This window comes from Alkalibacillus sp. S2W, from assembly GCF_046764385.1.
GTDB lineage: Bacteria > Bacillota > Bacilli > Bacillales > Alkalibacillaceae > Alkalibacillus > Alkalibacillus almallahensis.
In genome coordinates this window covers 1,108,864-1,134,364 of the sequence record NZ_CP177234.1, presented here as the reverse complement: position 1 = coordinate 1,134,364, position 25,501 = coordinate 1,108,864, and the positions used below count along the sequence as shown (strand labels likewise).

General features: G+C 37.5%; 27 protein-coding genes and 1 riboswitch. Of the genes, 13 read left to right on the top strand and 14 right to left on the bottom strand.

Annotated features, from left to right (window positions below; genetic code table 11):
- Positions 1-367 precede the first annotated feature (367 nt).
- Positions 368-2,191, bottom strand: a complete 1,824-nt coding sequence (locus ACKXGF_RS06165; RefSeq protein ID WP_411955332.1) for an ABC transporter ATP-binding protein — start codon at positions 2,189-2,191, stop codon at positions 368-370.
- A 12-nt stretch (positions 2,192-2,203) separates the two neighbouring features.
- The gene (locus ACKXGF_RS06160; RefSeq protein WP_411955331.1) at positions 2,204-3,955 is read right to left on the bottom strand and encodes an ABC transporter ATP-binding protein; all 1,752 of its coding nucleotides are present in this window, start codon (positions 3,953-3,955) and stop codon (positions 2,204-2,206) included.
- A 251-nt stretch (positions 3,956-4,206) separates the two neighbouring features.
- Here ACKXGF_RS06160 and ACKXGF_RS06155 point away from each other — a divergent pair, with 251 nt between their 5' ends.
- From ACKXGF_RS06155 to ACKXGF_RS06140, 4 genes are all read left to right on the top strand, one after another.
- A complete protein-coding gene (locus tag ACKXGF_RS06155; RefSeq protein WP_411955560.1) occupies positions 4,207-5,007 on the top strand; it encodes a mechanosensitive ion channel family protein in 801 nt (266 codons plus the stop codon).
- A 68-nt stretch (positions 5,008-5,075) separates the two neighbouring features.
- Positions 5,076-6,410 carry an FAD-dependent oxidoreductase gene (locus tag ACKXGF_RS06150; protein WP_411955330.1) on the top strand — a complete coding sequence of 445 codons (1,335 nt, stop codon included), beginning with the start codon at positions 5,076-5,078 and terminating at the stop codon, positions 6,408-6,410.
- 161 nt (positions 6,411-6,571) lie between these two features.
- Positions 6,572-8,383 carry a S9 family peptidase gene (locus ACKXGF_RS06145; protein WP_411955329.1) on the top strand — a complete coding sequence of 604 codons (1,812 nt, stop codon included), beginning with the start codon at positions 6,572-6,574 and terminating at the stop codon, positions 8,381-8,383.
- 12 nt (positions 8,384-8,395) lie between these two features.
- Positions 8,396-8,632: a DUF2164 domain-containing protein gene (locus ACKXGF_RS06140; RefSeq protein ID WP_411955328.1), complete on the top strand. Its 237-nt coding sequence runs from the start codon at positions 8,396-8,398 to the stop codon at positions 8,630-8,632.
- A 178-nt stretch (positions 8,633-8,810) separates the two neighbouring features.
- Here ACKXGF_RS06140 and ACKXGF_RS06135 read toward each other — a convergent pair whose 3' ends face one another.
- From ACKXGF_RS06135 to cbpB, 4 genes are all read right to left on the bottom strand, one after another.
- On the bottom strand, positions 8,811-9,017 hold the full coding sequence (locus ACKXGF_RS06135; RefSeq protein WP_411955327.1) for an ATPase: 207 nt from the start codon (positions 9,015-9,017) through the stop codon (positions 8,811-8,813).
- Between the two features lie 68 nt (positions 9,018-9,085).
- A complete protein-coding gene (locus ACKXGF_RS06130; protein ID WP_411955326.1) occupies positions 9,086-10,201 on the bottom strand; it encodes an N-acetyldiaminopimelate deacetylase in 1,116 nt (371 codons plus the stop codon).
- A 90-nt stretch (positions 10,202-10,291) separates the two neighbouring features.
- The gene (gene dapD, locus ACKXGF_RS06125) at positions 10,292-11,011 is read right to left on the bottom strand and encodes a 2,3,4,5-tetrahydropyridine-2,6-dicarboxylate N-acetyltransferase (protein WP_411955325.1); all 720 of its coding nucleotides are present in this window, start codon (positions 11,009-11,011) and stop codon (positions 10,292-10,294) included.
- Positions 11,012-11,080: 69 nt separating this feature from the next.
- Complete coding sequence (cbpB, locus tag ACKXGF_RS06120) at positions 11,081-11,533, bottom strand: cyclic-di-AMP-binding protein CbpB (RefSeq protein ID WP_411955324.1); 453 nt, start codon at positions 11,531-11,533, stop codon at positions 11,081-11,083.
- 135 nt (positions 11,534-11,668) lie between these two features.
- On the opposite strand from cbpB, the gene trhA reads away from it, so the two are divergent.
- Complete coding sequence (gene trhA / locus ACKXGF_RS06115; protein WP_411955323.1) at positions 11,669-12,307, top strand: PAQR family membrane homeostasis protein TrhA; 639 nt, start codon at positions 11,669-11,671, stop codon at positions 12,305-12,307.
- A gap of 356 nt (positions 12,308-12,663) precedes the next feature.
- Here the strand turns inward: trhA and fadH are convergent, their stop codons facing one another.
- Entirely contained in the window at positions 12,664-13,431 is a 768-nt protein-coding gene (gene fadH / locus ACKXGF_RS06110; protein WP_411955322.1) for a 2,4-dienoyl-CoA reductase, read from the bottom strand.
- Between the two features lie 163 nt (positions 13,432-13,594).
- On the opposite strand from fadH, the gene ACKXGF_RS06105 reads away from it, so the two are divergent.
- From ACKXGF_RS06105 to ACKXGF_RS06095, 3 genes are all read left to right on the top strand, one after another.
- The gene (locus ACKXGF_RS06105; RefSeq protein WP_411955321.1) at positions 13,595-14,464 is read left to right on the top strand and encodes a metallophosphoesterase; all 870 of its coding nucleotides are present in this window, start codon (positions 13,595-13,597) and stop codon (positions 14,462-14,464) included.
- 136 nt (positions 14,465-14,600) lie between these two features.
- Positions 14,601-15,194, top strand: a complete 594-nt coding sequence (locus tag ACKXGF_RS06100) for an SCO family protein (RefSeq protein ID WP_411955320.1) — start codon at positions 14,601-14,603, stop codon at positions 15,192-15,194.
- Between the two features lie 61 nt (positions 15,195-15,255).
- Positions 15,256-15,353: riboswitch (SAM riboswitch) on the top strand.
- 96 nt (positions 15,354-15,449) lie between these two features.
- Positions 15,450-16,550, top strand: coding sequence for a 5-methyltetrahydropteroyltriglutamate--homocysteine S-methyltransferase (locus tag ACKXGF_RS06095; RefSeq protein ID WP_411955319.1), 1,101 nt, complete (start codon positions 15,450-15,452; stop codon positions 16,548-16,550).
- Positions 16,551-16,836: 286 nt separating this feature from the next.
- Here the strand turns inward: ACKXGF_RS06095 and ACKXGF_RS06090 are convergent, their stop codons facing one another.
- Entirely contained in the window at positions 16,837-17,046 is a 210-nt protein-coding gene (locus ACKXGF_RS06090) for a PLDc N-terminal domain-containing protein (protein ID WP_167264110.1), read from the bottom strand.
- Positions 17,047-17,163: 117 nt separating this feature from the next.
- Positions 17,164-17,517 (bottom strand): hypothetical protein, encoded by a 354-nt coding sequence (locus ACKXGF_RS06085; protein ID WP_411955318.1) that lies wholly within the window; start codon positions 17,515-17,517, stop codon positions 17,164-17,166.
- Between the two features lie 79 nt (positions 17,518-17,596).
- Here ACKXGF_RS06085 and ACKXGF_RS06080 point away from each other — a divergent pair, with 79 nt between their 5' ends.
- Positions 17,597-18,760, top strand: a complete 1,164-nt coding sequence (locus ACKXGF_RS06080; RefSeq protein ID WP_411955317.1) for an aminotransferase A — start codon at positions 17,597-17,599, stop codon at positions 18,758-18,760.
- 8 nt (positions 18,761-18,768) lie between these two features.
- On the opposite strand, the gene ACKXGF_RS06075 is transcribed toward ACKXGF_RS06080, so the two are convergent.
- A complete protein-coding gene (locus tag ACKXGF_RS06075; protein ID WP_411955316.1) occupies positions 18,769-18,972 on the bottom strand; it encodes an aspartyl-phosphate phosphatase Spo0E family protein in 204 nt (67 codons plus the stop codon).
- A gap of 286 nt (positions 18,973-19,258) precedes the next feature.
- Between ACKXGF_RS06075 and lepB the strand changes: the two genes are divergently transcribed.
- The gene (gene lepB / locus ACKXGF_RS06070; RefSeq protein ID WP_411955315.1) at positions 19,259-19,768 is read left to right on the top strand and encodes a signal peptidase I; all 510 of its coding nucleotides are present in this window, start codon (positions 19,259-19,261) and stop codon (positions 19,766-19,768) included.
- Positions 19,769-19,821: 53 nt separating this feature from the next.
- Here the strand turns inward: lepB and ACKXGF_RS06065 are convergent, their stop codons facing one another.
- The 3 genes from ACKXGF_RS06065 to ACKXGF_RS06055 all read right to left on the bottom strand — a co-directional run bounded on the left by ACKXGF_RS06065 (position 19,822) and on the right by ACKXGF_RS06055 (position 20,481).
- Positions 19,822-19,953: a YvrJ family protein gene (locus ACKXGF_RS06065; RefSeq protein ID WP_167264099.1), complete on the bottom strand. Its 132-nt coding sequence runs from the start codon at positions 19,951-19,953 to the stop codon at positions 19,822-19,824.
- A gap of 66 nt (positions 19,954-20,019) precedes the next feature.
- A complete protein-coding gene (locus tag ACKXGF_RS06060; RefSeq protein WP_411955314.1) occupies positions 20,020-20,244 on the bottom strand; it encodes a DUF2922 domain-containing protein in 225 nt (74 codons plus the stop codon).
- Between the two features lie 15 nt (positions 20,245-20,259).
- Complete coding sequence (locus ACKXGF_RS06055; RefSeq protein ID WP_411955313.1) at positions 20,260-20,481, bottom strand: DUF1659 domain-containing protein; 222 nt, start codon at positions 20,479-20,481, stop codon at positions 20,260-20,262.
- Positions 20,482-20,891: 410 nt separating this feature from the next.
- Between ACKXGF_RS06055 and ACKXGF_RS06050 the strand changes: the two genes are divergently transcribed.
- From ACKXGF_RS06050 to ACKXGF_RS06040, 3 genes are all read left to right on the top strand, one after another.
- A complete protein-coding gene (locus ACKXGF_RS06050) occupies positions 20,892-22,073 on the top strand; it encodes a hypothetical protein (RefSeq protein WP_411955312.1) in 1,182 nt (393 codons plus the stop codon).
- 12 nt (positions 22,074-22,085) lie between these two features.
- Entirely contained in the window at positions 22,086-23,261 is a 1,176-nt protein-coding gene (locus ACKXGF_RS06045) for a S1C family serine protease (protein ID WP_411955311.1), read from the top strand.
- A gap of 81 nt (positions 23,262-23,342) precedes the next feature.
- Positions 23,343-23,456 carry a YjcZ family sporulation protein gene (locus ACKXGF_RS06040; protein WP_411955310.1) on the top strand — a complete coding sequence of 38 codons (114 nt, stop codon included), beginning with the start codon at positions 23,343-23,345 and terminating at the stop codon, positions 23,454-23,456.
- A gap of 47 nt (positions 23,457-23,503) precedes the next feature.
- Here ACKXGF_RS06040 and ACKXGF_RS06035 read toward each other — a convergent pair whose 3' ends face one another.
- Entirely contained in the window at positions 23,504-25,468 is a 1,965-nt protein-coding gene (locus ACKXGF_RS06035; protein ID WP_411955309.1) for an EAL domain-containing protein, read from the bottom strand.
- Positions 25,469-25,501: the final 33 nt, after the last annotated feature.

Here is a 25,501-nt window from a genome sequence, read left to right as displayed (position 1 = left end):
ATTAAATCTTTGTGATACAAATACACTAATTTAATATGTTCTGTTAAAATCCGTTGTTGATGTTGTGATCCGCTACTGGTGGACGCTTTCCGTGGGGCACGGCTCGAGACTCGTGCTTTTCCCATGACGACCCGGACGGTCTAATGTCGACGTTGGTCACAGGACGTGACCGCTTTTAGTCGACCTGGAGTCGCCACCATCGCTACTCACAATTCAACAACTTAGTGCTAAACCAGTTGAAATCAACACTAAACTTTAACAAAGCCAATTATTAAAAAATTCTTTAATAATGCAGCCTTCAATCTAATGATAAGCTATTTGATATAAGAAAGAAAACCGAACGACATGTAAGCCGCTCGGTCCTCCTTTACATTTGGTCTAATGCTTGAAATTGTGACTTCACTAGACCATAGTATTCGCCACCATGTGCCATTAGTTCATCATGATTGCCTTGCTCTAATATCTCACCGTTTTCTAACACAATAATGTTGTCCGAGTCACGGATCGTTGATAAACGGTGTGCAATAATAATAGAAGTACGTCCTTCTAATAAACGTTTAAGCGCACTTTGGATTTTTACTTCTGTTTCTGTATCAATGCTTGCTGTTGCCTCATCTAAAATAATAATCTTAGGATCAGCTAATAACGCACGGGCAAACGATAATAATTGACGCTCACCAGCAGATAATATATTCCCACGTTCTTCAACTTCAGTCTCATAACCATCTGCCAGACGTTGAATAAACTCATCTGCTCCAACGACTGTTGCTGCTTCAATCACTTCTTCATCCGATGCATCTGGACGACCGAAGCGAATGTTTTCCATAATAGTTCCTGAGAAAATGAACGTATCTTGCAGGACGACACTAATCTTCTGCCTTAAATCATCGAGTTTTACGTCGCGTAAATCAACCCCATCAATCTTAACAGCACCTTTTGTCGGATCATAAAAACGACTAATTAAGTTCGCAATGGTCGTTTTACCAGAACCTGTATGACCAACAAGAGCTACTGATTGACCTGGTTTCATCTCTAAGGAAATATCATCTAACGCAATCCGCTCATCATCATAAGCAAATTGAACGTGATCAAATTCGATATGACCATTAATATCATTTAAATGAACGGCATCTTCTTTCTCTTTCACATTCGGCTCCTCATCAAGAAACTCAAAAATACGTTCAGATGCTGACATCGCCATAAGCAATTGGTTATACATTTGCCCAAGGCGTGAGATCGGCTCCCAGAACATACCGATGAATAATGCAAACGTAAAGAAAGTACCGACTGTTAATGCATCTTGTGAAATCAAGAATGCACCAAAACCAAGTAGAACCGCAGTTCCAAATGCATTACTCATCTCAACAAACGGACGGAACATCGCACTTTTACGAGTTGCTGTCTGCCAACGATCGTAATTATCAGAATTAACACCTTCAAAAAACTCTGTGTTTTCTTGTTCTTGTGCGAAAGATTGCGTAATCCGAATCCCTTGAATACTTTCATTAAGATGTGAATTAAGTCTTGATTGTTGAATCCGAACTTGTTGCCATGAGCGACGAATTCTCTTTCTTAACTTCGTTGAAATATAAAACATAATTGGAATTACAATGACTACTGCTGCAGCCAATGGTGGACTGAGAACAAATAAGATTATAATAATACTTACTAGCATGACGATATCCATGAGTAAGTTAATAATTCCATTCGTAAACAGTTCCTGCAGTGAATTAATATCATTCATGATACGGACGATAATACTGCCAGCCGATTTTTTATCAAAAAAGCGGTTCGACAAATGCTGAACATGTGAAAACAAATGTCGTCTTAAGTCATAAATCACGTTTTGTCCGAGTAAATTCACATATTTAATTCGAACCATATTCCCGACGTAACTAAATAAATACATGATCGCAATGCCTATAACAAGTTGGATGAGTAAATTAGTGTTACCCCTGTCAATTGCCATATCAATGGCTACACGCCCAACAAGAATGGGTACAATAAGCCGAACTGCCGTTGATACGAGCATGGCTATAATAGCAATCGGCAGAATCTTTTTAGAATACGGCTTTAAGTATTTTAATAGTCGAACTGTTTGTTGCCAGTTAAATGGCTTATCAACAGCTATATCCTGCGTATAGTGAAATCGTTTTAAATGTGGACTTTTTTCGTTAGCTTCGGTTGCCACTTGTCTCCCCCCTTATACGTGTTGTTTACCTAGAATGGCTTCTTTATCTTGATATTGAATGTCGTAAATACGTTGGTAGGGACCTTCGTTGTCGAGTAAATCTTCATGTTTACCGCGTTCAACGATTGCTCCACCTTCTAAGACGAGAATTTCATCAGCGTGTTGTAGTGATGAAATACGATGCGCAATAATAAACGTCGTACGGTCCGACATGACTTCCCGTAAGGCTTTTTGGATTTTCGCCTCTGTTTGCATATCAACAGCTGATGTAGCGTCATCTAATACCAGAATACTCGGGTTAATCAAGAGGGCTCTCGCAATGGAGATCCGTTGCTTTTGTCCCCCAGATAGACCCATACCACGTTCACCTAATAAGGTGTCATAGCCATCTGGCATTGTTTCAATGAAGTCATGTGCTTGTGCGCGTTTAGCTGCATCTACTATTTCTTCCATTGAAGCTTCTGGATTGCCGTATGCGATATTTTCTTTTATCGTCGTTGAGAATAAGAAGGGCTCCTGTAAGACAAACCCGATTTGTTTACGTAGATCCTTCAATGAATAATCTGTCGTTGGTTTCCCGTCAATATAAACCGTCCCCTGTTCAGGTTCATAAAAACGTGTTAGCAACTGTGTGATACTGGATTTTCCGGCACCCGTTGCACCAATCAACCCAACAACCTTCCCAGGTGGTGCATCGAAACTAACTTCTTTTAACGCTTCATCGTCATCTTCAACATATGTTAGTGTCACATCGTCAAACGTAACATGACCTTTAATCGTTTCACCTTTAGCTGGTTGATCGTCATCTAATTCTGAATCTGATTCTAGAACTTCCAGTAAACGTTCACCTGATGCTTTGGCTTGTGAAAACTGATTGACGACAAACCCGAAGTTCATTAAGGGTCCTAAAAACATCCATACTAATGAGAAAAAGGCACCTAATTCACCAACCTGAACATCACCTTGGATCACTAAGTAACCGCCAAAAGCAAGTAAAGCGACAACACATACATTGCCGACAAATTCCATAAACGGCATGTATTTTGACCAAATCGATGCTGTTTTTAAATAGTGATCTCGGTAGTTTTCACCTTTTTCTTCATAACGACCAATCTCAAAGTTTTCACGTGACAATGATTTAACCGTGTTCATTCCAGAAATATTTTCTTGAACACGTGTATTCATCCTCCCGAAAGAACGGCGAATTCCTAAAAATGCTGGATGAACACGTTTATCGAACATATAAACGGAAACAGCCAAAAATGGCATAGCCGCTAGTGTTACGAGTGTTAATGGAACGGAGTAGAATAACATAACCGCACCACTTACGATTACAAGCGAGACAATGCGCAATAACTCTGCAAAACCAAAGGATAAAAAGAAACGAAACCCTTCTACATCTGCAGTCAGACGTGACATTAAGTCACCTGTTTTGGCATTATCGTAATACTTGAATGACAAGCGTTGTAATTTACGATACAAATCATTTCGGACTTCATAAACGGTTGAGATACCGAATAAATCACCAAAATACTGTTGTGTAAAAACAGATATTGCTTTGATGCCCATAAGAATTATGAATGCAATAATAATAATTGGTAAAAGGTCAAAGTTTTGCTGACCAATCACGTTATCAATCGTTTGTTGAATCACGATTGGATAAGCGGCTGTTATGATCGTCACAAATAACATTGAAATAAGTGAAATGATCAAATACCGCTTAAAAGGCCAGTAATATTGTTTTAGCTTTTTGAAAATATCCAAGCCTCTTCCCCCACTTTCTTTCGATGAAAATTACTGCTCTAATAAATATATCGGGTTACGAAATAAAATGCTACCCCTTTGCCTTAATTTTTTGAAAAAATTTATAATTCGCATTCTTAATATAACTTTGAATGCCCGTAAAATGTCATATTATGATTGAAACATGATTAACGAAATACATTATGTGGTATATAATAGTTATAATAAGAAATGAAGGGAGTATTAAGGTGGACTTTTTAGATTTAGAAGGTATGTTAAGTAACTTAGTGAGTATTGGTGGTCAGCTATTATTACTTATTATCGTTTATGTTATTGTGGCACCAATCGGTCGCAAAGCTATTTCCAAAGCCATGGATCATGTTGCTAAGCGTCAAAAATTACATGAAGGACGTAAGAAAACATTAGAGAACTTATTGTTAAACGTGTTTACATACGTATTATTGTTCTTTTTCATCGTTACGTTCCTAGGAATTCTAGGTATTCCGCTTGCTCCAATCTTGGCAGGTGCTGGTATTGTTGGACTAGCTGTCGGTTTTGGTGCCCAAGGATTAGTTAGTGATATTGTTACTGGATTCTTTATTCTGATTGAAAAACAAATTGATGTCGATGATTATGTTACAGCGGGTGGTCATGATGGTATTGTCGAGGAGTTGGGTCTTAGAACAACTCAATTACGTGGATTTGATGGAACCCTACACTTCATTCCAAACCGTTATATCCAAGCTGTAAACAACCACACACGTGGTAATATGCGTGCACTCGTCGACATGGGCATTGGTTATAGTGAAAATATTGATCAAGCTATGGAAATTTTACAGAATGTCTGCGATCGTTTTCGTGAAGACGACCGCATCAAAGAAGGTCCTGATGTTGTCGGAGTCCAAAGTTTAGGTTCATCTGACGTTGTATTACGTGTCATCGCCCAAACCGAGAAAATGTTACAATGGGAAGTGGAACGCGATCTTCGTAAAGCCATGAAAGAAGCACTTGATGATGCAGGAATCGAAATCCCTTTTCCACATCATACAATTATTCAGAAACAAGACGATTAATTCGGACTACAAAGAGCTCATGTCTATTGCATGAGCTCTTTCTATAATAACTAAATGAGGTGGTAAGAATGCGTTACGTTATTATTGGAGGCGATGCTGCTGGAATGAGTGCAGCCATGCAGATTAAACGAGAAAGCTCACAAGATGATCAAATTATTACACTTGAAAAAGGTGATTATTATTCCTATGGCCAATGTGGCTTGCCTTATGTCATAAGTGGTGATGTTCAATCAACAGATGACGTGATTGCTAAACCTGTTGAAGTGTTTCGTCAAAAACATGGTATAGATGCCAGAACTAGACATGAGGTGACTGATGTCAATGCTGATCAACAAGTTGTTTCAGGCGTTAACCTTGATAACGACGAACCATTTGAACTAGAATACGATAAATTGCTGATCGCGACTGGCGTAAGCCCGATTAAGCCCGATTGGGATGGTATTGGTTTGGATGGTATTCATTCGATGAAGACGATCCCAGATACAGAAAAGATTATAACGGATATCCAAGCTGAAGAACCTGAGAATGTTACAATCGTTGGCGGTGGTTTTATTGGACTTGAAATCGCTGAGAACATGCAAGAAATCGGAAAACATGTACGCATCATTCAGGCTGGTCAACAACTCATGAACCCGCTTGATTATGATATGGCCAAACTACTCCATGATGAAGCAGAACAACATGGCGTCGAACTTATCTTTAATGAATTTGTTCAACGTTTCGAAGGGAATCAACGAGTAGAAAAAGTGATTACCGATCAAGGCGAATATTCAACAGATCAAGCGATTGTTAATATCGGAGTTAAACCTAATACTGATTTCTTAGACCCAAATGTATTTGACTCAAATGATCAAGGGGCTATCTTGGTCAATGAATATATGGAAACGAACGTTAACAACGTATACGCTGCTGGAGATTGTGCAGTTGATTACAATAGAGTCAAACAACAAAAAGACTTTGTACCCCTCGGAACAACTGCCAATAAACAAGGTATGATTGCTGGTATGAATATTGTAGGTCAAGCGAAAGCCTTTCAAGGAATTGTAGGGACATCCATCCTGCAATTCTTCACACTTGATGTTGCAAGAACTGGTTTATCAGAAAAAGAAGCTAATTCCTTAGGCTTTAATTACGATGTATCAACGATCAAAACTAATGCCGTTGCCGGTTACTACGATCAGCAACCGCTTCACCTAAAACTCGTCTACGAACAAGGATCGCGAAAACTTCTAGGTGGCCAAGCTATAGGGACATATGGTGCGGACAAACGAATCGACGTCCTGGCAACAGCACTCTATCACAATATGACTACAATAGAATTACTTGACCTTGATTTGGCCTATGCTCCGCCCTATAACGGCGTATGGGATCCTATCCAACAAGCTGCAAAGAAAACACTCTAATGAACTAAACCTGTCGACTGAGGCTCGACAGGTTTTTTAGTTATTAAGTTCACTAACCATCAATATCTCTTCCTAGATATAAAATCATTTCAATAACAAGGAAATCATTACGTTGTGCACGAATAACAATTGGGAGAGAAAATTTTGAAATGAGGGATTCTATGACTAATGCTTTATCTATTCGGGGTAAATACACAATTGATCAATTTATGAGTAGTGAAACGATCGGCGGCGTTTCTGTGAATGATGACAACCAAACCATCCTGTATGCGAGTGATGAATCTGGTGTTTTCAACGCCTATACTGTCCAAGTAGATGGTACCAACCGAACACAAATCACCCAATCTACTAATGATGGCATTTATCCTGTTACTTATTTACCGAGATCACACGATTTTATTTTTCAACAGGATCATGAAGGGAATGAAATCAGTCACTTATATTTATATCAATCAAATGGCTTAATAACAGATCTGACACCTTCTGAAAATGAAAAAGCATCATTTTTACAATGGAATCACGATCGGACTGGTTTTTATTACTTATCGAATAAACGTGATGCAAGATTTTTTGACCTCTATAAAATGAATATTACTTCATGGAAAGCTGAACTCGTTTTTAAAAACGAGGACGGTTTGAATGTCGAAACCGTAGCACCTGATGGTAAACAATTAGCCATCCAACACACTGTTACAGATAACGAATCAAATATGTACATTTATTCATATGAAAATGGACTCTCCCAACTCAATGATCAACCTGGAGAAGCTGAATTTATACCAATGATGTTCAGTCAGAATTCGAAGGAATTATATTTTTTAACAAATGAATCATCTGAATTCTTACAACTGAAGAAAATCAATCTTGCCACTAAAGATGTTACATTAGTTGCAGATGAGAATTGGAATATAGAATCCGCACGATTTTCACCGCAGTATTCTTTTCTGATTTATTCCTATAACGAAGATGGACAAGAAAAACTTAAAATCTTAAGTCAAGGTTCGATTGAGTTTCAACCCCCAGAACTACCAGAAGGAGAATTAATTGAAATAAAATTGTCATACGATGAAAAAGCTATGACGTTTGTAACGAACAGTTCAGTTACACCTACAGATTTATTTGGATATGTCCCGACAAACAATCAAATTTATCGACTAACGAATGCTCAGCACCCTGATATCCAATCTGAAGAATTAGTTAAAGCTGACATTGTTCGTTATCAATCTTTTGACGGTTTAACGATCCCTGCTGTTTATTATGAGCCCTATTTAAACAAAGATGAGAAAGCCCCTGCCCTAGTACTCGTTCATGGTGGTCCAGGTGGGCAGTCAACAACTGATTATGTTCCAATGGTCCAATATTTAGTCAATCAGGGCTATGCAGTTATGGCCGTTAATAATCGTGGAAGTTCAGGCTACGGGAAATCGTTCTATAAAGCTGCTGATAAGCAACATGGTGAAATTGACTTACAAGACTGTATTGAAGCCAAAAAATATTTAATTTCTACTGGGCGAATTGATGAGGAGAGAATTGGCATCATGGGTGGAAGTTATGGTGGTTATATGGTCCTTGCAGCATTGGCCTTCCAACCAGACTCATTTAAAGTCGGTGTAGATATCTTCGGTGTATCAAATTGGGAACGAACGTTAAAAGAAATACCAGCGTGGTGGGAGTCTGGCCGTCAAGCACTCTATAAGAAAATTGGTGATCCTTATCACGAAAATGACTATATTAGAAGCATTTCACCACTATTTCATGCCGATCACATTCATAAACCATTAATTGTGTTACAAGGTGCCAATGACCCACGTGTGCTCAAGATCGAATCGGACGAAATTGTCGCTGAAGTCAAGAAAAACGATGTACCAGTAGAATACCTTGTTTTTGAAGATGAAGGGCATGGATTCACTAAACGTACTAACCAAATAAAAGGATATCAGGCTATCAAAACGTTTTTAGATGAACATTTATAGGAGATGGATTTTATGAAAGAACCAGCATTTATGAAAGACAAGATAATAGACGAGATTAAGGTTTATTTTTACGAGGAACGCGGAGAAGAACTAGGTGATTTAGCTGCAGAAAATATGTATGCATGGCTCACCGAACAAATCGCGCCTTATTATTATAATCAAGGTGTTCATGACGCGAGACAAATCGTCGAACAAAAAATTGTGAACCTTGATGAAGATATAAGCTCTTTAGAACGACCACTAAGATAATATAAAATGGCAGTCAATTTAACTCGATGGTATCAGTCACCGACTCGATGAAAATTCTGATTCAGCTTAAATAAGTGACCTAGTATAAAAGGAGGAAAATGTATTCGCAGTTTCCTCCTTTTCTTTTGCCTTGTGTCATGAAGACATTAGCCTATCAGTGTTATTTTAGGACAAATAATTAATCCGCTTTAATTTTTAATTTCATCATCCGCTCACTCAGGAATCCTAATATGATTCCAATCAAAATGGGTAATAACGAGATCTCAGTATATGATAAAGAAAGTTTGAACATAAGTGATTCGATTTCAGCAATAAAACCTAATAGATACAATAATATGATGCTACCAAACGATACCACTAAAGGTACCCAAAAGGATTTATTCACAAAACCACCTCTAATAATCAAATGAATTTAACTAATCAAAAAAGCAATTCTAAAGATCTAACCTTGCTTCATCCTTCACGAATCATCGCCACAATCGCTTCAATACCAATACCAATCGCATCTTCATTCGGATTCAATCGGCTCGTATGCAAACCTGATTCTGAATCAATACCTAACCAAAACATAAAACCTGGAAGTTCTTTCAACATATAGCCAAAATCTTCCCCTGTCATAGCTGCATTCGCTTCAGCATAAGTAACATTTGTCTTCTCGATTGCTTGCTTAAATCGTTCAACATAATCACCATTATTATTAACCATATAATAATTCGCACCATAATCTACAGTCGTCTCACATCCATAACGTGTCTCAATTCCTTTTAGCATCTGCTCAATTGACTGTTTCGCAACATTCATCGTTTCGGCATCAGTGGTACGGATCGTCCCTTCTACTCGAGCATGCTCAGGGATAATGTTTTGTACTGTGCCTGCTTCCATCTTGCCTAACGTTACAACGGCAGATTTAAGGGGATCAACCATGCGACCAACCACTTGTTGTAATTGAACGTTAAAAGCACTAGCTGCCATCATCATATCACGTGTCTCATGCGGGTATGCTGCATGACCTCCTTTACCATGAAAATCAATAAACAGTTCGCTCGTGTTAGCGAATAATAATCCAGGTTTTGAAGCGACATAACCAACTTCACGTTTAGGATCGACGTGTAATGCAAACACAAAATCCGGCGCATATTGTTTCATCGGTTCACTCGCCAACATCGGTTCTGCTCCACCTGGTCCTTCTTCAGCTGGCTGGAATAAGAATAAGACATTCGCTTCAGGTCGATGATGAACTAACTCCGTAAGAGCACCAAGTGCAATGGTCATATGTAAGTCATGGCCACATGCATGCATTTGCCCATCGTGGATCGATTCAAATGAAAAACCCGTCTCTTCTTTGATTGGCAAACCATCTATATCAGTACGGTAGGCAATCGTTTGACTTCCTACTGTCCCTTCGACAAACACAAATAAACCCGTTTCCCAAGGCGTCACAGTGAGGAAATCTTGTGGTAATGTTTCAATATATTCGCGCAAATACTGTTGTGTCTTAACTTCTTGAAACCCTAATTCAGGTATTTGGTGTAATTCACGGCGTATTTCAATCCATTTTTCATCTGTCATAAACCTATTCAACCTTTCATTACCTCTATCATATGTAAGAAAAGCGGAATTGCTTATTAAGTCAATTCCGCTTCTGCTAAGTAAATACTATTAGTTATCTAGCTTACGTAACTCTTGTTTGATTTCTGTTTTATCACGAGTTTGTGCATCCATCTCTTTGATCTTTTTCGCTGGTGTACCTGCAACAACTGTGTTCGCTGGTACATCTTCAGTCACGATCGATCCAGCTGCAACAACTGCACCTTCACCGACTGTGACACCTTCTAAGATCACGGCGTTAGCACCAACAACTGCTCCATCTTCTACGACTACTGGCTGAGCAAAAGGTGGCTCGATCACACCCGCTAATACAGACCCTGCACCAATATGACAATTCTTGCCGACTGTCGCACGACCGCCTAAGACGACATTCATATCGATCATCGTGCCTTCTCCTACGACTGCACCAATATTAATCGCGGCACCAAGCATGATGACAGCGCCATCACCGATTTCAACTTGGTCACGAATAATCGCACCAGGTTCAATACGTGCATTAATATTTTTCATATCTAATGTCGGAATCGCTGAGTTACGACGATCATTTTCGATGACATAATCTTCAATTGATGAAGCATGTTGTTCTAATTCTTCTTTCACAACGCTCCATTCACCGAATAATACGCCAGCGTTACCCGTAATAAACGCTTGTACGTCATCATGGAAATTAACTTGCTCTAGGTTTTCACCTTTCACATAAACTTTTACAGGTGTTGATTTTTTCGCATTCGAAATAAAATTAATAATTTCATTAGCATCCATTTGATTCATTTTTCGATCCTCCACTTCATTTAGTTACTCTTTTAATGTATCAAAGAGGTCTTAGTTTTCACAAGATGTTTAAGAACTTTTTTGGCGTGACTGATAGTACTCATTTCGATATTGTTTTAAAAGTTGGCGACGCGTGATAATCCCTTGCATAATCTCGTCATCATCTACAACACAAACAAAATTATAATCAATCAATTCGTGTAAAGCTTCTTCAAGAGTGTCATTGATGTGTAAACGTGGTGCCTCATCATTCATCACATCCATGACGGTTTGTGAGTCTAAACGCTCCAACTCAATTCGTTCCAAACCGAACATCGCTTCAATAATATCTGATTTGCTAATAACACCTTCAAATATTCCGTGGAAATCTAAAACAGGTACTGCATTATAACCTGTTTTAGTTAGAACTAACAACGCATGCTCTAGTGGATTACTATTTTGAACGTGAGCCACTTTTTCAGCGTCGACCATCATATCTTTCACAAGAGTTGTCGCTAGATCAAACTCTTTTGCTTCTAACATGGTTTTCCTCCTCATTAAAACGAAACGATTGGTCTCGTTTTCCGAGAACTATTTTAACATAAAATAAGGAAAATAGATATTGTTTAACATAGGAAAAAAATCAGCTATACTAATATAATAGAAATGAGGGTTTTGATGTCGTACACATTCACACCAAAAGAAGAAAAAGTTAATGCTATAACACACGGACTAGGCGCTTTGTTAAGCTTGGCAGGCCTTGTTATATTAATTGTATATGCCTCATTACACGGTAATGTATGGCAAGTGGTTTCGGTTACCATTTACGGCGCTTCTATGTTGATCATGTATTTATCATCTACGATTGTTCACAGTTTAAAAGAAGGTAAAGCGAAGGATATCTTTTTATTTATTGATCATTCCTCGATTTATTTATTTATTGCAGGAACGTATACGCCGATTCTACTCGTCATGCTTCGGGGAACAATCGGATGGACACTTTTTGGCGTCATTTGGGGTGTGGCGTTATTAGGGATTGTTTTTAAAATCTTTTTCGTCCACCGGTTTATGGTCGTCTCAACGTTAATTTACCTCGCTCTTGGTTGGTTCATTGTGTTTATATGGGAACCACTTGCAACTGAGATGGCAACAACTGGACTCGTTTATTTAATTGTTGGTGGTATTTTATATTCTGTTGGAAGCCTATTTTATATGTGGCGCGGTTTTCCCTATCACCATGCAGTCTGGCATCTATTTGTGATTGCAGGAAGCGCCTTTCATTTCTTCACCATCTTATTCTATGTCGTCCTCGCTTAATTTTGAAATACTTTCTTTCATTTATGAAATAAATTAGCAGAGTTATCTCATAAAGTGATGACTAAATAAGAGGATGGAACCAAAAATAATCAACAATTCAAAAGAGAAATGTTTGAAAACGATTATATATAAGCAGTAATAAAGCTGAATCAAAACACGTAGACGCCTGCGGGAACAGCACGCGTCTCGAGACCCCGCAGGCCATGCTTTTCGGCCGAGGAGGCTCGAGCCGTGCCCGCGGCAAGCGAAGTGTTTTGATGAAGCGTCACTTAAGTATAAACCCCGAACGATTTAAATAAAATAAATCGTTCGGGGTTTACTTTGTATCGTAAGATTTTGTACTAACCTCTTTTTCTTTAAAACGGATATTGATTAAGTGATTGACCACCATCTAGCTTGATCACTTCACCATTCATATATTTCGCCTTATCTGAAAGCATGAAGTATGCGAGCTCTCCGATTTCTTCTGGTTCCCCTAAACGTTCTAGAGGTACGGATTTAATAGTGCGTTGTGCGGCTTCCTCTGATTCCCAAAGTTTATCAGCTCCGCCTGTTCGATCAATTGGACCTGGAGCAATAGCATTTGCCCGAATACCATAACGACGGCCCCATTCCACAGCTAACGTTCTCGTCATGGCTAATACACCTGCTTTTGCCGATGCGGAATGAATCACACCTGGACCAGCATCCCAAGCGTAAGTCGCAACCATGTTTAAGATCGTCCCTTTAATACCATGCTCAATCCAATAATGGCCTACTGTATAACTACAATAATAAGTACCGTTCAACACAATATCAATAACAGCATTCCAGCCATTTGGAGACAGTTTCTCAGCCGGCGCAATAAAATTACCTGCTGCGTTATTCACAAGATGATCAATTCGGCCAAATTTATGATGAACCTCCTCCACCATTCTCTCGATATCTTCTATCTGGCGCACATCCATTTGCACGACCATAACATTGCCAGTTGCAGTCGCTTCAATTTCTTCTTTTGCTTGCGTTAACTTTTCTTCATTTCGACCCGTAATAGCAACATGCGCACCTTCTTGAGCAAACTTCTTGGCCATATACTTGCCCATTCCATTCGAACCACCTGTGACAATGACTACTTCATCCTTCACACAAACCACCCTTTTCCCCAAATTTTAAAATGAATGAATATTCATTCGTTTTCATTTATTGTAACGAATATTTGTCCTTTTTTCAAAAACTACTTGCTATCACTCTTGAACATTCCTTAATCGTGCTATAATGTCGATAAGCAATCAAAAAGGATGGCGTAATATGGGGAATAAAATGACTAGGCGTTCATTTTTAAAAAATGCGACTTTCGGTACACTTGGTTCCATCGGGGCAGCTTATGGTGGTTATTATTACGCTCATGACATCGAGCCTTATTGGTTAACCATCAAACGAGACTCGGTTGAATCCGAACGCTTACCGGATGAATTTAATAACTTTAAAATTGTTCAAATTACAGATACACATTTAGGTTTCCAATTAACATTAGAGGACATGAAGAAAATTGTCCGTAAAGTCAATCAAGAATCACCTGATTTAATTGTCTTTACAGGAGACTTATTTGATAACCCTTCTCATATAGGTCAATCGAGTTATAATGATTTGATTTCAATCTTATCGAATCTAAAAGCAAAGCATGGCCAGTATTGGATTTACGGCAATCATGATCATGGTGGTTATGGAACAGACCCAATAAAAGAAGTTATGAACCAAGGTGGCTTCAGTTTGCTTCAGAATGATTATGACAATATAAATCTTAATGGGAGTCAAATACTACTAGCTGGTGTTGACGATGTATTACTAGGAGATCCTCGCTTAAACCAATTAATACCAGACGATAAGTCAGACACTTTCAACATACTCTTGTGTCACGAACCAGATTATGCCGATGAAGTCAAAGATTATAACTTCGACTTACAATTATCAGGACATAGCCACGGTGGCCAAGTACAGATTCCGTTTTATGGTTATATTATTACACCACTTCTCGGGCAAAAATATGTCGAAGGTAAGACAACAATTGGTGAGCGCCCACTACATTTGTTAACATCACGCGGCTTAGGAACGACTCGGCTTCCTTTTCGGTTTCTCTGCCGGCCTGAGATTAATGTCATCACACTAAATGCCACTTAAAGTGGCTTGTCAAGAAATTGTAAAAACATTCACGTTCCTGTCACACGCCGTTATTTTATAACATGTTAAAATAAGTATAAATTAATTTTAAATGCGTGATTAATAACGGATAAGATTGATAAATGGAGTTGATAAAATGATCAGTCGATCTAAATGGGTAATCCCACTTAGCATCATAGGCATTCTGACATTTCTTGTCGCCTGTAATGGTAGTTCAGCCAGTGAACTGGAAGCCGAGCTGGATGTCGAAGTTAAATCATTCGAATATACGAATCAAGATAATGAAACAGTCAGCTTAGAAGACCTCAAAGGACAATATTGGGTTGCTAATTTTATTTTCACAAGTTGTAATACAGTATGCCCCCCTATGACAGGTAATATGGCTGGTTTACAACAAACAGCAGCTGAAGAAGATTTAGATGTTCGTTTTGTTTCATTTAGTGTCGATCCTGAAGTTGACGACCCTGAGACATTAAAGGCTTTTGGTGATAAGTATAATGCCGACTATAGCAATTGGGATTTTCTAACAGGCTATTCCCAAAATGAAATCGAAAGTTTCGCTGCAAATTCTTTCAATACACTCGTCTCCAAAGTGGATGGTGAAAGTCAAGTCAACCATGGTACATCATTTGCTTTAGTTAATCCAGAAGGTACTGTCATTAAGACTTATTCTGGTACAAGCAATGAGGCAATGGATGATATTATTAAAGACTTGAAAGCAGTTAATTAATAAGTGTGATTGACAGTGGTCTTGTCATCATGTAAGTTGTGCTTTAATAAATTTCATACAATTCTTATCAAGAGAAGTGGAGGGACTGGCCCTTTGAAGCTTCAGCAACAGGTTCTTGACACTGTGCTAATTCCAGTAGCAAACGCTAGAAGATAAGAAGAGAACAAACACGTACGAGTCTCTTCTTAGGAAGAGGCTTTTTTTATGGAGATTCACATCCATTACAAACATATACTTTAAAGCGAAGGATATACCATGACAAAAAATCAGGTTCCGTTTCGAGCTGACCATGTAGGGAGTTTATTAAGACCCGAAAGGCTTCACCAAGCACGCTCTGATTATAAGCAAGGCATCATTAATGAAGAGACATTACGACAGGTTGAAGATCAAGAAATTGAACGCATTGTTAATAAACAAATAGAAATTGGATTAGAAGCTGTTACAGATGGCGAATTCCGACGCACTTGGTTTCATTTAGATTTTATGGAGCATTTCCATGGTATGGAGGGATATGTACCTGAAACAGGCTTCCAATTCGCAAACGATACTGAAACCGAACGATATGATGTTCGTAATACAGGGCGTATTTCTTTTAACCCTAACCACCCTTTTATAGAAGACTTCAAAACATTAAACCAAATTGTAAATGGTCGAGCAGTTGCCAAATTAACCATTCCAAGTCCTAATCAATTTTTTAATGCTGGTATTCAAAACGAATCGATCTATTCCGACATCGAAACGTATGCAGCAGATATTATTCGAGCCTACCAAGATGCGATTCAAGCATTTTATGATGCTGGTGTCCGTTACCTACAATTTGATGATGTCTACATTGCTGGATTATCAGCACCTGATATCCCATTTAATGATGGGCAATATTCGCGTGAATACCTTATCGATCTAGCGCTACGTGTTGTCAATGGCAGCTTAGAACACAAACCAGATGATTTGTATGTCACGACACACTTATGCCGTAGTAACTATCGTTCAACTTGGGCATTTTCAGGTGGCTATGACTTAATTGCCCCAACATTATTTGCTTATGAAAAAGTGGACGGTTTCTTTCTAGAGTATGATGAACGATCAGGCGGGTTTGAACCTTTAAAACACATCCCAGAAGATGGCCCGAGGGTTGTATTAGGATTATTGACTTCTAAAAGTGGCAAGCTAGAAAATCGCGATCTTATAATCAGTCAAGTGAATGAGGCTTCTTCCTACCTATCTAAAGAACAACTATGCCTAAGTCCACAATGTGGATTTGCTTCGACTCATCATGGTAATGATTTAACTGAAGAAGAACAATGGGAAAAATTAAGCTATATCGTCCAACTCGCTAATGACATATGGTCGAACTAATAAAGCTGAGACAAAAGTTAATAATGCAAAGTAAAACCCGAACGATTTAATTAAATCGTTCGGGTTTTCTGCTTAAATGACGCTCCATCAAAACACTTCGCTTGCCGCGGGCACGGCTCGAGCCTCCTCAGCCCAAAAGCATGGCTTGCGGGGTCTCGAGACACGTGCTATTCCCGCAGGCGTCTACGTGTTTTGCCTCCGCTTCATAAGTGATTAACTATTATGATTTTCATACATTCCTTTTTTGTACAATTGAGTATCCTTTTGTCTCATCCCATTTTTAACATCAATCATTTCGAATGATTAAGTACACTATGAACCCCATTACAGGTAAAAACAACGTACCAAATAAAACGATCATAGCATATTCATTACTTTTACCTTTACGTTTAGCATCACGGTACGACCATATACTCGTTACGATATTTAAAATTAATAACCCTAAACCAAAAAGTAAAAATATAATGATAGCGAAAATAGAAAAATCTAAAATCATCTTACCTCTCCCCTCTTTTCTAAATTATATAAAATATATAGATAAGATGAAATAATTGATGACTATTAATAAAAGCTTATTTTGACCATTTGGTTTCTATGATACACTTTTCCCAGCTCATTTACCTTTTAATGATTGTTTATATTTAAACCGATCAGACAAATAGGTTATAATCCCTAAAATTAAAAACGCAGTACCAACTAAGAAACTGGCATTTATAAGCGTTAAAACAACTTGCCGCATTTGTGATGCATCATTAATCACAGTATGATTAAATATGTATATAGCTAATAACACGAACATAAAAGCAGTAGCCATACTCATCCAGTATAGCAAGCTGAAACTAATTGGTAATTTTAAAAAGCGAACAATAACAGCATATGTCAAACTAATTAAGCAACCAATCAACACAATCCATAACCCTATTGCTTGCCAGTGTGCAGTTAAATAAATCATCCATTCTGAAAACATAATCGTCCCTCCCTTATCTATCAGCATAAGCGGAGCTATTAACTTTTAAACCTAATGAATACTACAAGGTGGGAATACAATGGAACACTTACTTAATCAAAACGTCAAAGACATTGAAATTTCAGGGATCCGTCAATTTTTCAATTTAGTATCAGGAAAAGAGGATGTTGTCTCACTTACAATAGGGCAGCCTGATTTCACAACGCCAGATCATATAAAAGAAGCAACGAAACATGCACTTGATGAAAACAAGACCGTTTACACACCGAACGCGGGTATTCTTGAATTACGACAAGCGATTGCCGATTATACCCAAGAACGCTATCAATTACAGTATGATCCAAATGACGAAATAATTGTAACAGCTGGAGCTTCACAAGCGATTGATATTTCATTAAGGACAATATTAGAACCTGGTGACGATGTACTCCTACCAGGGCCTGTTTACCCTGGGTACGAGCCTCTCATACGTTTGGCTGGAGCTAATCCCGTTCATATTGATACACGTGATCATGAATTTAAATTAACAGCTGATCTGATCGAAGCTAACTTAACTGAAAAAACTAAATGTATTATTATGCCTTATCCTTCTAATCCAACAGGGGTTTCATTAAGCGAAAAAGAACTTCACGATATTTCTGAAGTCATCAAAGATCATCCTATCTTTATTTTGGCTGATGAAATTTATAGCGAACTTACTTACAAACAAGAACATGTTTCCATTGCTCAGTTTAATCAAATTCGCGAACAAACGATTGTTATTCAAGGGTTATCTAAATCTCATTCTATGACTGGTTTTAGAATAGGGTATGTATTAGCAGATCGCTCTATTAGACAGCATATGTTGAAAATCCATCAATACAACGTCTCTTGTGCGACTTCAATTAGTCAATATGCTGCTTTAGAAGCATTAACAGAAGGAAAGCATGATAGTGATGTGATGCGTGATGCATATGCAGAAAGACGTCGTTATGTCATAACTCGTCTACAATCCATGGGGGTCAATGTTGTTGAGCCTGAAGGAGCTTTTTATGTATTTCCTAAAATTCAACTAGAAAATACAACGTCCTTTCAACTTGGGTTACGCTTGGTAGACGAAGCCGGGTTAGCTTTAGTACCTGGTGATGCATTTAGTGAGTACGGACAGGGCTACATGCGGTTGTCCTATGCTTATAGCCAAGAAGTTTTAAAAGAAGGGTTAGATCGGTTAGAAGCATTTTTAAACGACAATGAGCACAGTTAAGTGAACTTTTAATAACTTGTGCTATTGTCTAAATGTGTTTTTTTAGTAGAACCTGTCTTCTCTGTATATTGATTCAATAAGTTATCTAGTTCTTGTGACAAACGGACGGATTCATGACTAGTATAACCGTATTTAGCAGCAACATTAATCATGTCTTGCCTTAAGATCTCAATTTTATGTTCAAGTTCGATTAATTCTTTATCCTTTTTCAACTAATGGTCCTCCTTGTAACAATTAGCATCAAAATATATATTCTATGACTTAATTACAGTATTGTCAAAAGCCAAAAGAACTATAGTTAACTATAACTTATTGTATTAATACCCTTTAAATAAACTTTGAAACTTAATCATGAAAATTCTTTCATGAAATTGGACATCACTATTAGATCATAGTTAGCTCGACTTCCACCTCGTTTTATACTGTCATTTTTTTATGATTATGATAAGATAAAAAGATAAGCGTTTATTTTGAATCAGCTAGAAAGGAAGAAACCCATTGAAAAGAGAAATCTGGGAATGGACAAAAGCGATAGTTATAGCCCTTGTTATTGCTTTCTTTTTACGGTCTTTCGTCTTTGCAACTTCGGTTGTCGAAGGGGCTAGCATGGATCCGACTTTAGAAAGTGGCGAACGTGTCATTTTTAACAAGGCTGTTTATTTATTAGACGAGCCAGAACGTGGAGATATTGTCATTATTGAACATCCAAATAAAAACTACGTCAAACGTATTGTTGGCATGCCAAATGAGACGATTAAAGCTGAAAATAATCAACTGTTTATAGATGGTAAGCCAATAGATGAAGATTATTTAACTGAAGAAGAATTAAAGGGAACGGGTAATTTCGGGGAAAGAAAAATCCCCGCAAACCATTATTTCGTCATGGGTGATAACCGTGATGTGAGTAAAGACAGTCGAAATGGATTGGGATTAATTAAAGAAAATGATGTCATCGGACGTTCTGAAATTGTCATATTCCCATTCAGTCATTTTTCATTAACAAGGTAATACGATTAACAAAGGCCCCATCCACGTGATACTCAAGTGAATGGGGCCTTTCATTATGATTGGGGAATTGCTTTTATTGAGTTATTGAGTTTCTCTAGTTTATTTTCAATTCGATGTAATAAATAAAACGTAACAAGAATTGGAAAACCAACATCAGGAACCCAACTAATCCAAGCTTCAGCCAATATGTCTACCTCCTCTATTTCAGTTAAGAAAAAAGGTGACGCATCACTGATACGCCACCTTATTTATTATGCTTCGTCTAATGGGACTTGATTGACTTGACGTTCCACGACTTGTGCATATTCAATAGCTGTAATCGTAGAACCACCCGATGTCATAATACCTTCTGCGATAATGGTGTCCATCGCTTGTTTTACTTCAGTAGGGTCAACCGGATCTTTAGGGTTATCAATACTAACTGTTGCCATTCGTCCTTCTTCATTACGAAATTTCAACTCTAAACGTTTACTCATTTACTTTTCCCTCCTTTAACCTTGTGTTCCAACTAATAATGAATCATCTTGTCTGATTGCTTCAGAAAGTGAATCATCACATAAATTAGATAATACTTGAGCGACAGCAATTACAGCATCGTTTGTGGCATCTGGTTTTACATTGTTGTAACGACGCGTTTGAAAAATTGAATTCCCTTCTTCATCTAAACCTGTCTGATAAACTAATTGCAGTTGACTATCAATTTTTTCTGCCATGTTGTCAACCTCCCTTCACCCTTATAATCGAGTGAAAATAAAAAAAGTGTGAAATGTTATGCAACATTTCACACTTCCAATTCGTCATATAAATTGAGTACACTTAGTGCTTCACATTATCAAAAATGCAACTGCCAATAAAATAAACAAGAACTCCGATTGATAAAATGCCCATTGTTACATCAATTGCTTCCATCGTGAGGCACCTCCTTAACGAGTATGTTTCGTTTAATGAACTATTTATATTCTAGCAAATATTATTCCTTTTGAATAGAATAAGTATCAAAAACAAAAGCAATTGCTAAGTATTGTGAATAAATTGTAACAATTAGTTCTTTCAACCCTCTCTCAATCCACTTGTCACATGTTAAAATTTACAATATAGAAAGGAATTATTAGGTGATCAAATAATGATGTACTGTCCACGTTGCGGATCAAAAACAAAAGAAAACGAAGCATATTGTGTCATCTGTGGCGCACAATTACCTAAAGATTTTGATGATCGTAAGCGATCACCTAATCGTATTAACCGCTGGTGGTTCACACCATTAGTGACATTAATTTGTGTATTATTAACTGCCATTGGATTACACTTCTATTTAGAATATAATAATTCCAGAGCTCAATCGTTATATAATGAAGGTGTCGACTATGCATTAGATGGTCAATACTCTAAAGCGCAAGGTCAGTTCGAAAAAGCACAAACGTATAATCCTAACTTAGAAGCTGCCAAAACAAATGAAGAATTTATGAATACAGCTTTAGACGTATCTGAAAAACTTACAAACGCTAGCACCCTTATGAAACAAGGAGCTTTCCAGCAAGCCGTACAAATAACTCAAGAAGCTGAAAATGATATCAGTGGTTATGACGGTGAAATCATTAACCAGATCCTTGATACGATCATGAACACGCGTAATGAAATTCGGGTTAGTCAAATTAATCAACGCTTAGAAGATAATCCAGGTCTAGAAGAACTGAAAATCTTAATTTGGCAAGCTGAATCACTTGAACACGAAGAAGCAGGAGAATTGGAATCAACAATTCGTGAACGGATTGTCAATCATGTATCAAACGAAGCAAACGAAATGCTGCAAACTAATCAGTTTTCAGCTGCTTTATCATTAATTGATGATGGGCTACGTTATGCACCTGAAAACGAACAGTTAACAAGCTTACAATCAACTGTAGAAAATCAAAAGTCTGATTTTGAAACACAGCAACAAGAACGGATTGAACAGGCTTTATCTCAATATGAATTGGAACAAGAACATAACGAAAATAATGCAGTAGAAATGGTAGAAATCAATGCATCACTTAATGAATTCGATGAAATTGAAGTGGCAGGTGCAGTCAAAAGTGTCGCAACACGTCCCATTCACTCAGTCTCCATCACTTATACATTGAATGATGGAGATGAAAATGAAGTGTTAACTAATGAAGTGTTTGCCTACCCTGATACTTTACAACCTGATGAAACGGGTCAAATTGATTATACCCATAGCGATTTACCTGAAGATTTTGAAGCTGAAGAAATAAATGTAAACGTGGATCAAATCACGTGGTACCTAGACCCTGAAGAAGCCGAATAGAGGTGAATTCAAATGAAATATCAATTACTTAAAAACATACCACTTGTTCTCTCAGTCGCCATTATCATTATTGGCACAATAGCGATGTTATCCTATTACAATAACTGGGAACAAACAAGTTTGGCTTCGCAAGAGAATTTAGTAGAAACAGTAGCACAAGATGAAAATACTAGCTCAAATAATTTACAAGAAATCATTCATGAAGCACAAAAAAACGTCGTTCAAATCGAAACAACTGGTCCTGATGGCTCTAATTTAGGTTCAGGATTTGTTTACAATGAAAAGGGTGACATTATCACGAATGCTCATGTAGTTAAAGACGCTGATTCCGTCTATGTGAAAACGTCTGAAGCTCAGACATATCCAGCTGCTGTCATTGGGATTGGTAGTCAACAAGATATTGCTGTAATTCGAGTTCCACAATTAGCTAATAGTGCGACACTAGAAGTTGATCCGAACTTCGAACCGAGTATTGGAGATGAAATTATCGCAGTTGGTAGCCCACACGGCTTTCAAAACACAGTGACCCTCGGGCATATCTCTGGATTAGATCGCAATATGTCAGTCGAGCAATATGAATACAATAATTTATACCAAATTTCCGCTAATATCTCTCAGGGTAATAGTGGTGGACCACTTATTCATGAAAAAACAGGCAAAATTATCGGGATTAACTCAGCAGCAACCAATGAAGGTACGATCGGCTTCAGTATCCCAATTGCACAAATCTTCGATCGAGTTTCTATGTGGTCAGACACAGCTAGTGAAGAAGATTTGAATTATGATGGTGACCCAACGATGTATCAAGATATCAGTCCGGGAACCCTAGAAGAAGATGGGCTTTATTTGATTGATTATTTTTATGAAACATTAAATGTTCGTGATTACTTTGCGGCATACTCTTTATTAGGTAGTGATTTGCAAACATCACAAGACTATCAAGAGTTCCGTGAAAGTGTTGTCAATTCAATTGAAATTGATGTTACCAATCGTGAAGTCACTAATATTGGTGACTACAAAGCAACCATCGTTGTAAATTCAGATCATCTCGTAACGGATGATGATGAAAACGAAGAAACATACCATTATGAAACAACCTTTGAAGTCGGACAGGAAAACGATCAATTAAAGATTCTTAGCATGAATCGCGATATCTTATCCCGTACTAATGAAACTTCTGGTGAATAATTTAATACAGATTAGGTAGTTAACTAGACAACATTAGCCTCTTAAGCATATGCATATATTACACGCTTGGGAGGTGATGGAATGTATCAAGGTTATTCACAAGAAGGGCATCATGGTGGATACGGAAACAATTTCGCCCTGATTGTTGTGCTGTTTATTTTACTTGTCATCGTAGGTGCAACATTTTATTACTAAATTCCAAAAAAAGCGGTTATTCCATTTACAAGGAATAACCGCTTTTTTTAAAAATCCACAAAATCTTTCACGCGTTGTGCAGCAACTGGTTTACTGAAATAAAAGCCTTGTACTTCATCACATTGTTCATTAAGTAAAAATTTTAAATTATCTTCTGTTTCAACACCTTCTGCAATGACTTTTAAATTCAAGGCGTGAGATAAATGGATGATGGATTTCACAATGGCAATATTTTGTTCGCTTTGATCCTGGATAAACATTCGATCAATTTTGATTTTATTTAAAGGGAACTGACTTAAGTACTGTAATGAAGAATAACCAGTACCAAAATCGTCTAAAGCTACTTGTACACCTAACTCAGAAAAACGATTCAACGTTTCAATGATATGATATTCATTCGACATGGCCATTGATTCAGTAATTTCTATTTCCAAATACTGAGGATCTAAGCCTGTTTCATAAAGTATATGACTCACTCGTTTAACAAGACCACGTTGTAGAAACTGTTTTGCTGATAGATTAACACTTACTTTCACTTTAGGTAAGTCTTCATCCTGCCATTTCTTATTCTGAAGACAAGCTTCATAAATCACCCACTCACCTAATTCAACAATTAATCCTGTCTTCTCAGCTAACGGTATGAATTGATCAGGTGGAATGACACCCATTTTAGCATGAAACCATCGACACAAAGCCTCCAATCCAATGATACGATTGGTTTTTAAGTCATATTGTGGCTGAAAAAATAAATCAAAATCATGATTCTGCATCGCCTTATGTAGCTCAGCCTCTAGCTGTAGTTGTTCTTTTACCCCTTCTTTTAATGAATGACGAAAGATTTGATATTCATTTCGCCTCTCCTCCTTTATAACATACATCGCTGAATCTGCATGTTCTATTAACTCTGATGCGTTCGTTCCTGAATCAGGATATATACTTACTCCGATGCTAACCGTTGTATAAATATCATATCCCTCAATATTAAGAGGATTACGTAACTTTTCGATTATTTGATTAGATAATTGATCAATATCTTCGTCTTTTCGGACATTTCGTTGTAATAACAAAAACTCATCACTTGCCATTCGAGCAATGAAAACATCTTCATCAAGAAGCTGTTTTAATCTTAAAGCACAAGCTTTGAGTAATTCATCACCAATATGATAACCCAGTGTATCATTGATGTGTTTAAAATAATCAATGTCAATAAAATGCACAGCAAACCGTTCATCTTTTGTTTCTAAATTATCAATCTCTTCTTTCACTGTCATATGAAAGTAATTACGGTTTGGTAAGTTCGTCAATTGATCATAATAAGCCATAAATTCTATTTGCTGTTCTTTCTCTACTCTCTCAGTTATATTTCTGATAATAGCAACACGAATATTATTTGAACCTTCCCTTAATTGTTCTGGCAATATTTCAACATAAATGGTATCACCATTTTTCTTATAGGCACGAAGTTGATAAGGGGCATCATGCTGTTCTTGTTGTATTTCTTGTGCTAAATAATCACGGTCTTCGGGATAGACAAAATTAAAAACTGACGTTCCAATTACCTCAGATCGTTTATAGCCAAGCATGCTAGCAAATGCATAATCACAATCAATTAATTTACCACGATCATGCATAAGAATACCTTCATAGGGACTTTTTCGTGCGTGGTTCAAGCGATAAATCAGTGAATCCTTTTTGCCTTTCAAACCACCATCTTTTAAGGTATAGCACGTTAAATGACCAATCGACTGTTTCTTCATAATGACAAGACTAATTGGCTGTTGTTTGGTCCAGACTAATTGTTCATCGTCCCATGCATGTAATACTTCCTCTAAATCAATAAAGTCAGCAAATCGTAGTGACCCAGCTTCTTCATCGATCTTTAGCATCATTTCAGCATGTTGGTTAGCCGATACAATAAAACCAAGGTCATCGACAAAAATAATAGCATCCTTCACATTTTCTAATATCCATTCATCAATCGGCAATGTTAATTCTTTATCTGATTTAAACACTGCACATCCCCCTACATATACGTGTCATTAAGC

Excerpts from the sequence above, each read along its gene's own strand:
- ACKXGF_RS06155 (WP_411955560.1), top strand. The coding sequence starts at position 4,207 with ATGTTAAGTAACTTAGTGAGTATTGGTGGTCAGCTATTATTACTTATT.
- ACKXGF_RS06150 (WP_411955330.1), top strand. The coding sequence starts at position 5,076 with ATGCGTTACGTTATTATTGGAGGCGATGCTGCTGGAATGAGTGCAGCC.
- ACKXGF_RS06145 (WP_411955329.1), top strand. The coding sequence starts at position 6,572 with ATGACTAATGCTTTATCTATTCGGGGTAAATACACAATTGATCAATTT.
- ACKXGF_RS06140 (WP_411955328.1), top strand. The coding sequence starts at position 8,396 with ATGAAAGAACCAGCATTTATGAAAGACAAGATAATAGACGAGATTAAG.
- ACKXGF_RS06130 (WP_411955326.1), bottom strand. The coding sequence starts at position 10,201 with ATGACAGATGAAAAATGGATTGAAATACGCCGTGAATTACACCAAATA.
- dapD (WP_411955325.1), bottom strand. The coding sequence starts at position 11,011 with ATGAATCAAATGGATGCTAATGAAATTATTAATTTTATTTCGAATGCG.
- cbpB (WP_411955324.1), bottom strand. The coding sequence starts at position 11,533 with ATGTTAGAAGCAAAAGAGTTTGATCTAGCGACAACTCTTGTGAAAGAT.
- trhA (WP_411955323.1), top strand. The coding sequence starts at position 11,669 with ATGTCGTACACATTCACACCAAAAGAAGAAAAAGTTAATGCTATAACA.
- ACKXGF_RS06105 (WP_411955321.1), top strand. The coding sequence starts at position 13,595 with ATGGGGAATAAAATGACTAGGCGTTCATTTTTAAAAAATGCGACTTTC.
- ACKXGF_RS06100 (WP_411955320.1), top strand. The coding sequence starts at position 14,601 with ATGATCAGTCGATCTAAATGGGTAATCCCACTTAGCATCATAGGCATT.
- ACKXGF_RS06095 (WP_411955319.1), top strand. The coding sequence starts at position 15,450 with ATGACAAAAAATCAGGTTCCGTTTCGAGCTGACCATGTAGGGAGTTTA.
- ACKXGF_RS06090 (WP_167264110.1), bottom strand. The coding sequence starts at position 17,046 with ATGATTTTAGATTTTTCTATTTTCGCTATCATTATATTTTTACTTTTT.
- ACKXGF_RS06085 (WP_411955318.1), bottom strand. The coding sequence starts at position 17,517 with ATGTTTTCAGAATGGATGATTTATTTAACTGCACACTGGCAAGCAATA.
- ACKXGF_RS06080 (WP_411955317.1), top strand. The coding sequence starts at position 17,597 with ATGGAACACTTACTTAATCAAAACGTCAAAGACATTGAAATTTCAGGG.
- ACKXGF_RS06060 (WP_411955314.1), bottom strand. The coding sequence starts at position 20,244 with ATGAGTAAACGTTTAGAGTTGAAATTTCGTAATGAAGAAGGACGAATG.
- ACKXGF_RS06055 (WP_411955313.1), bottom strand. The coding sequence starts at position 20,481 with ATGGCAGAAAAAATTGATAGTCAACTGCAATTAGTTTATCAGACAGGT.
- ACKXGF_RS06050 (WP_411955312.1), top strand. The coding sequence starts at position 20,892 with ATGATGTACTGTCCACGTTGCGGATCAAAAACAAAAGAAAACGAAGCA.
- ACKXGF_RS06045 (WP_411955311.1), top strand. The coding sequence starts at position 22,086 with ATGAAATATCAATTACTTAAAAACATACCACTTGTTCTCTCAGTCGCC.
- ACKXGF_RS06040 (WP_411955310.1), top strand. The coding sequence starts at position 23,343 with ATGTATCAAGGTTATTCACAAGAAGGGCATCATGGTGGATACGGAAAC.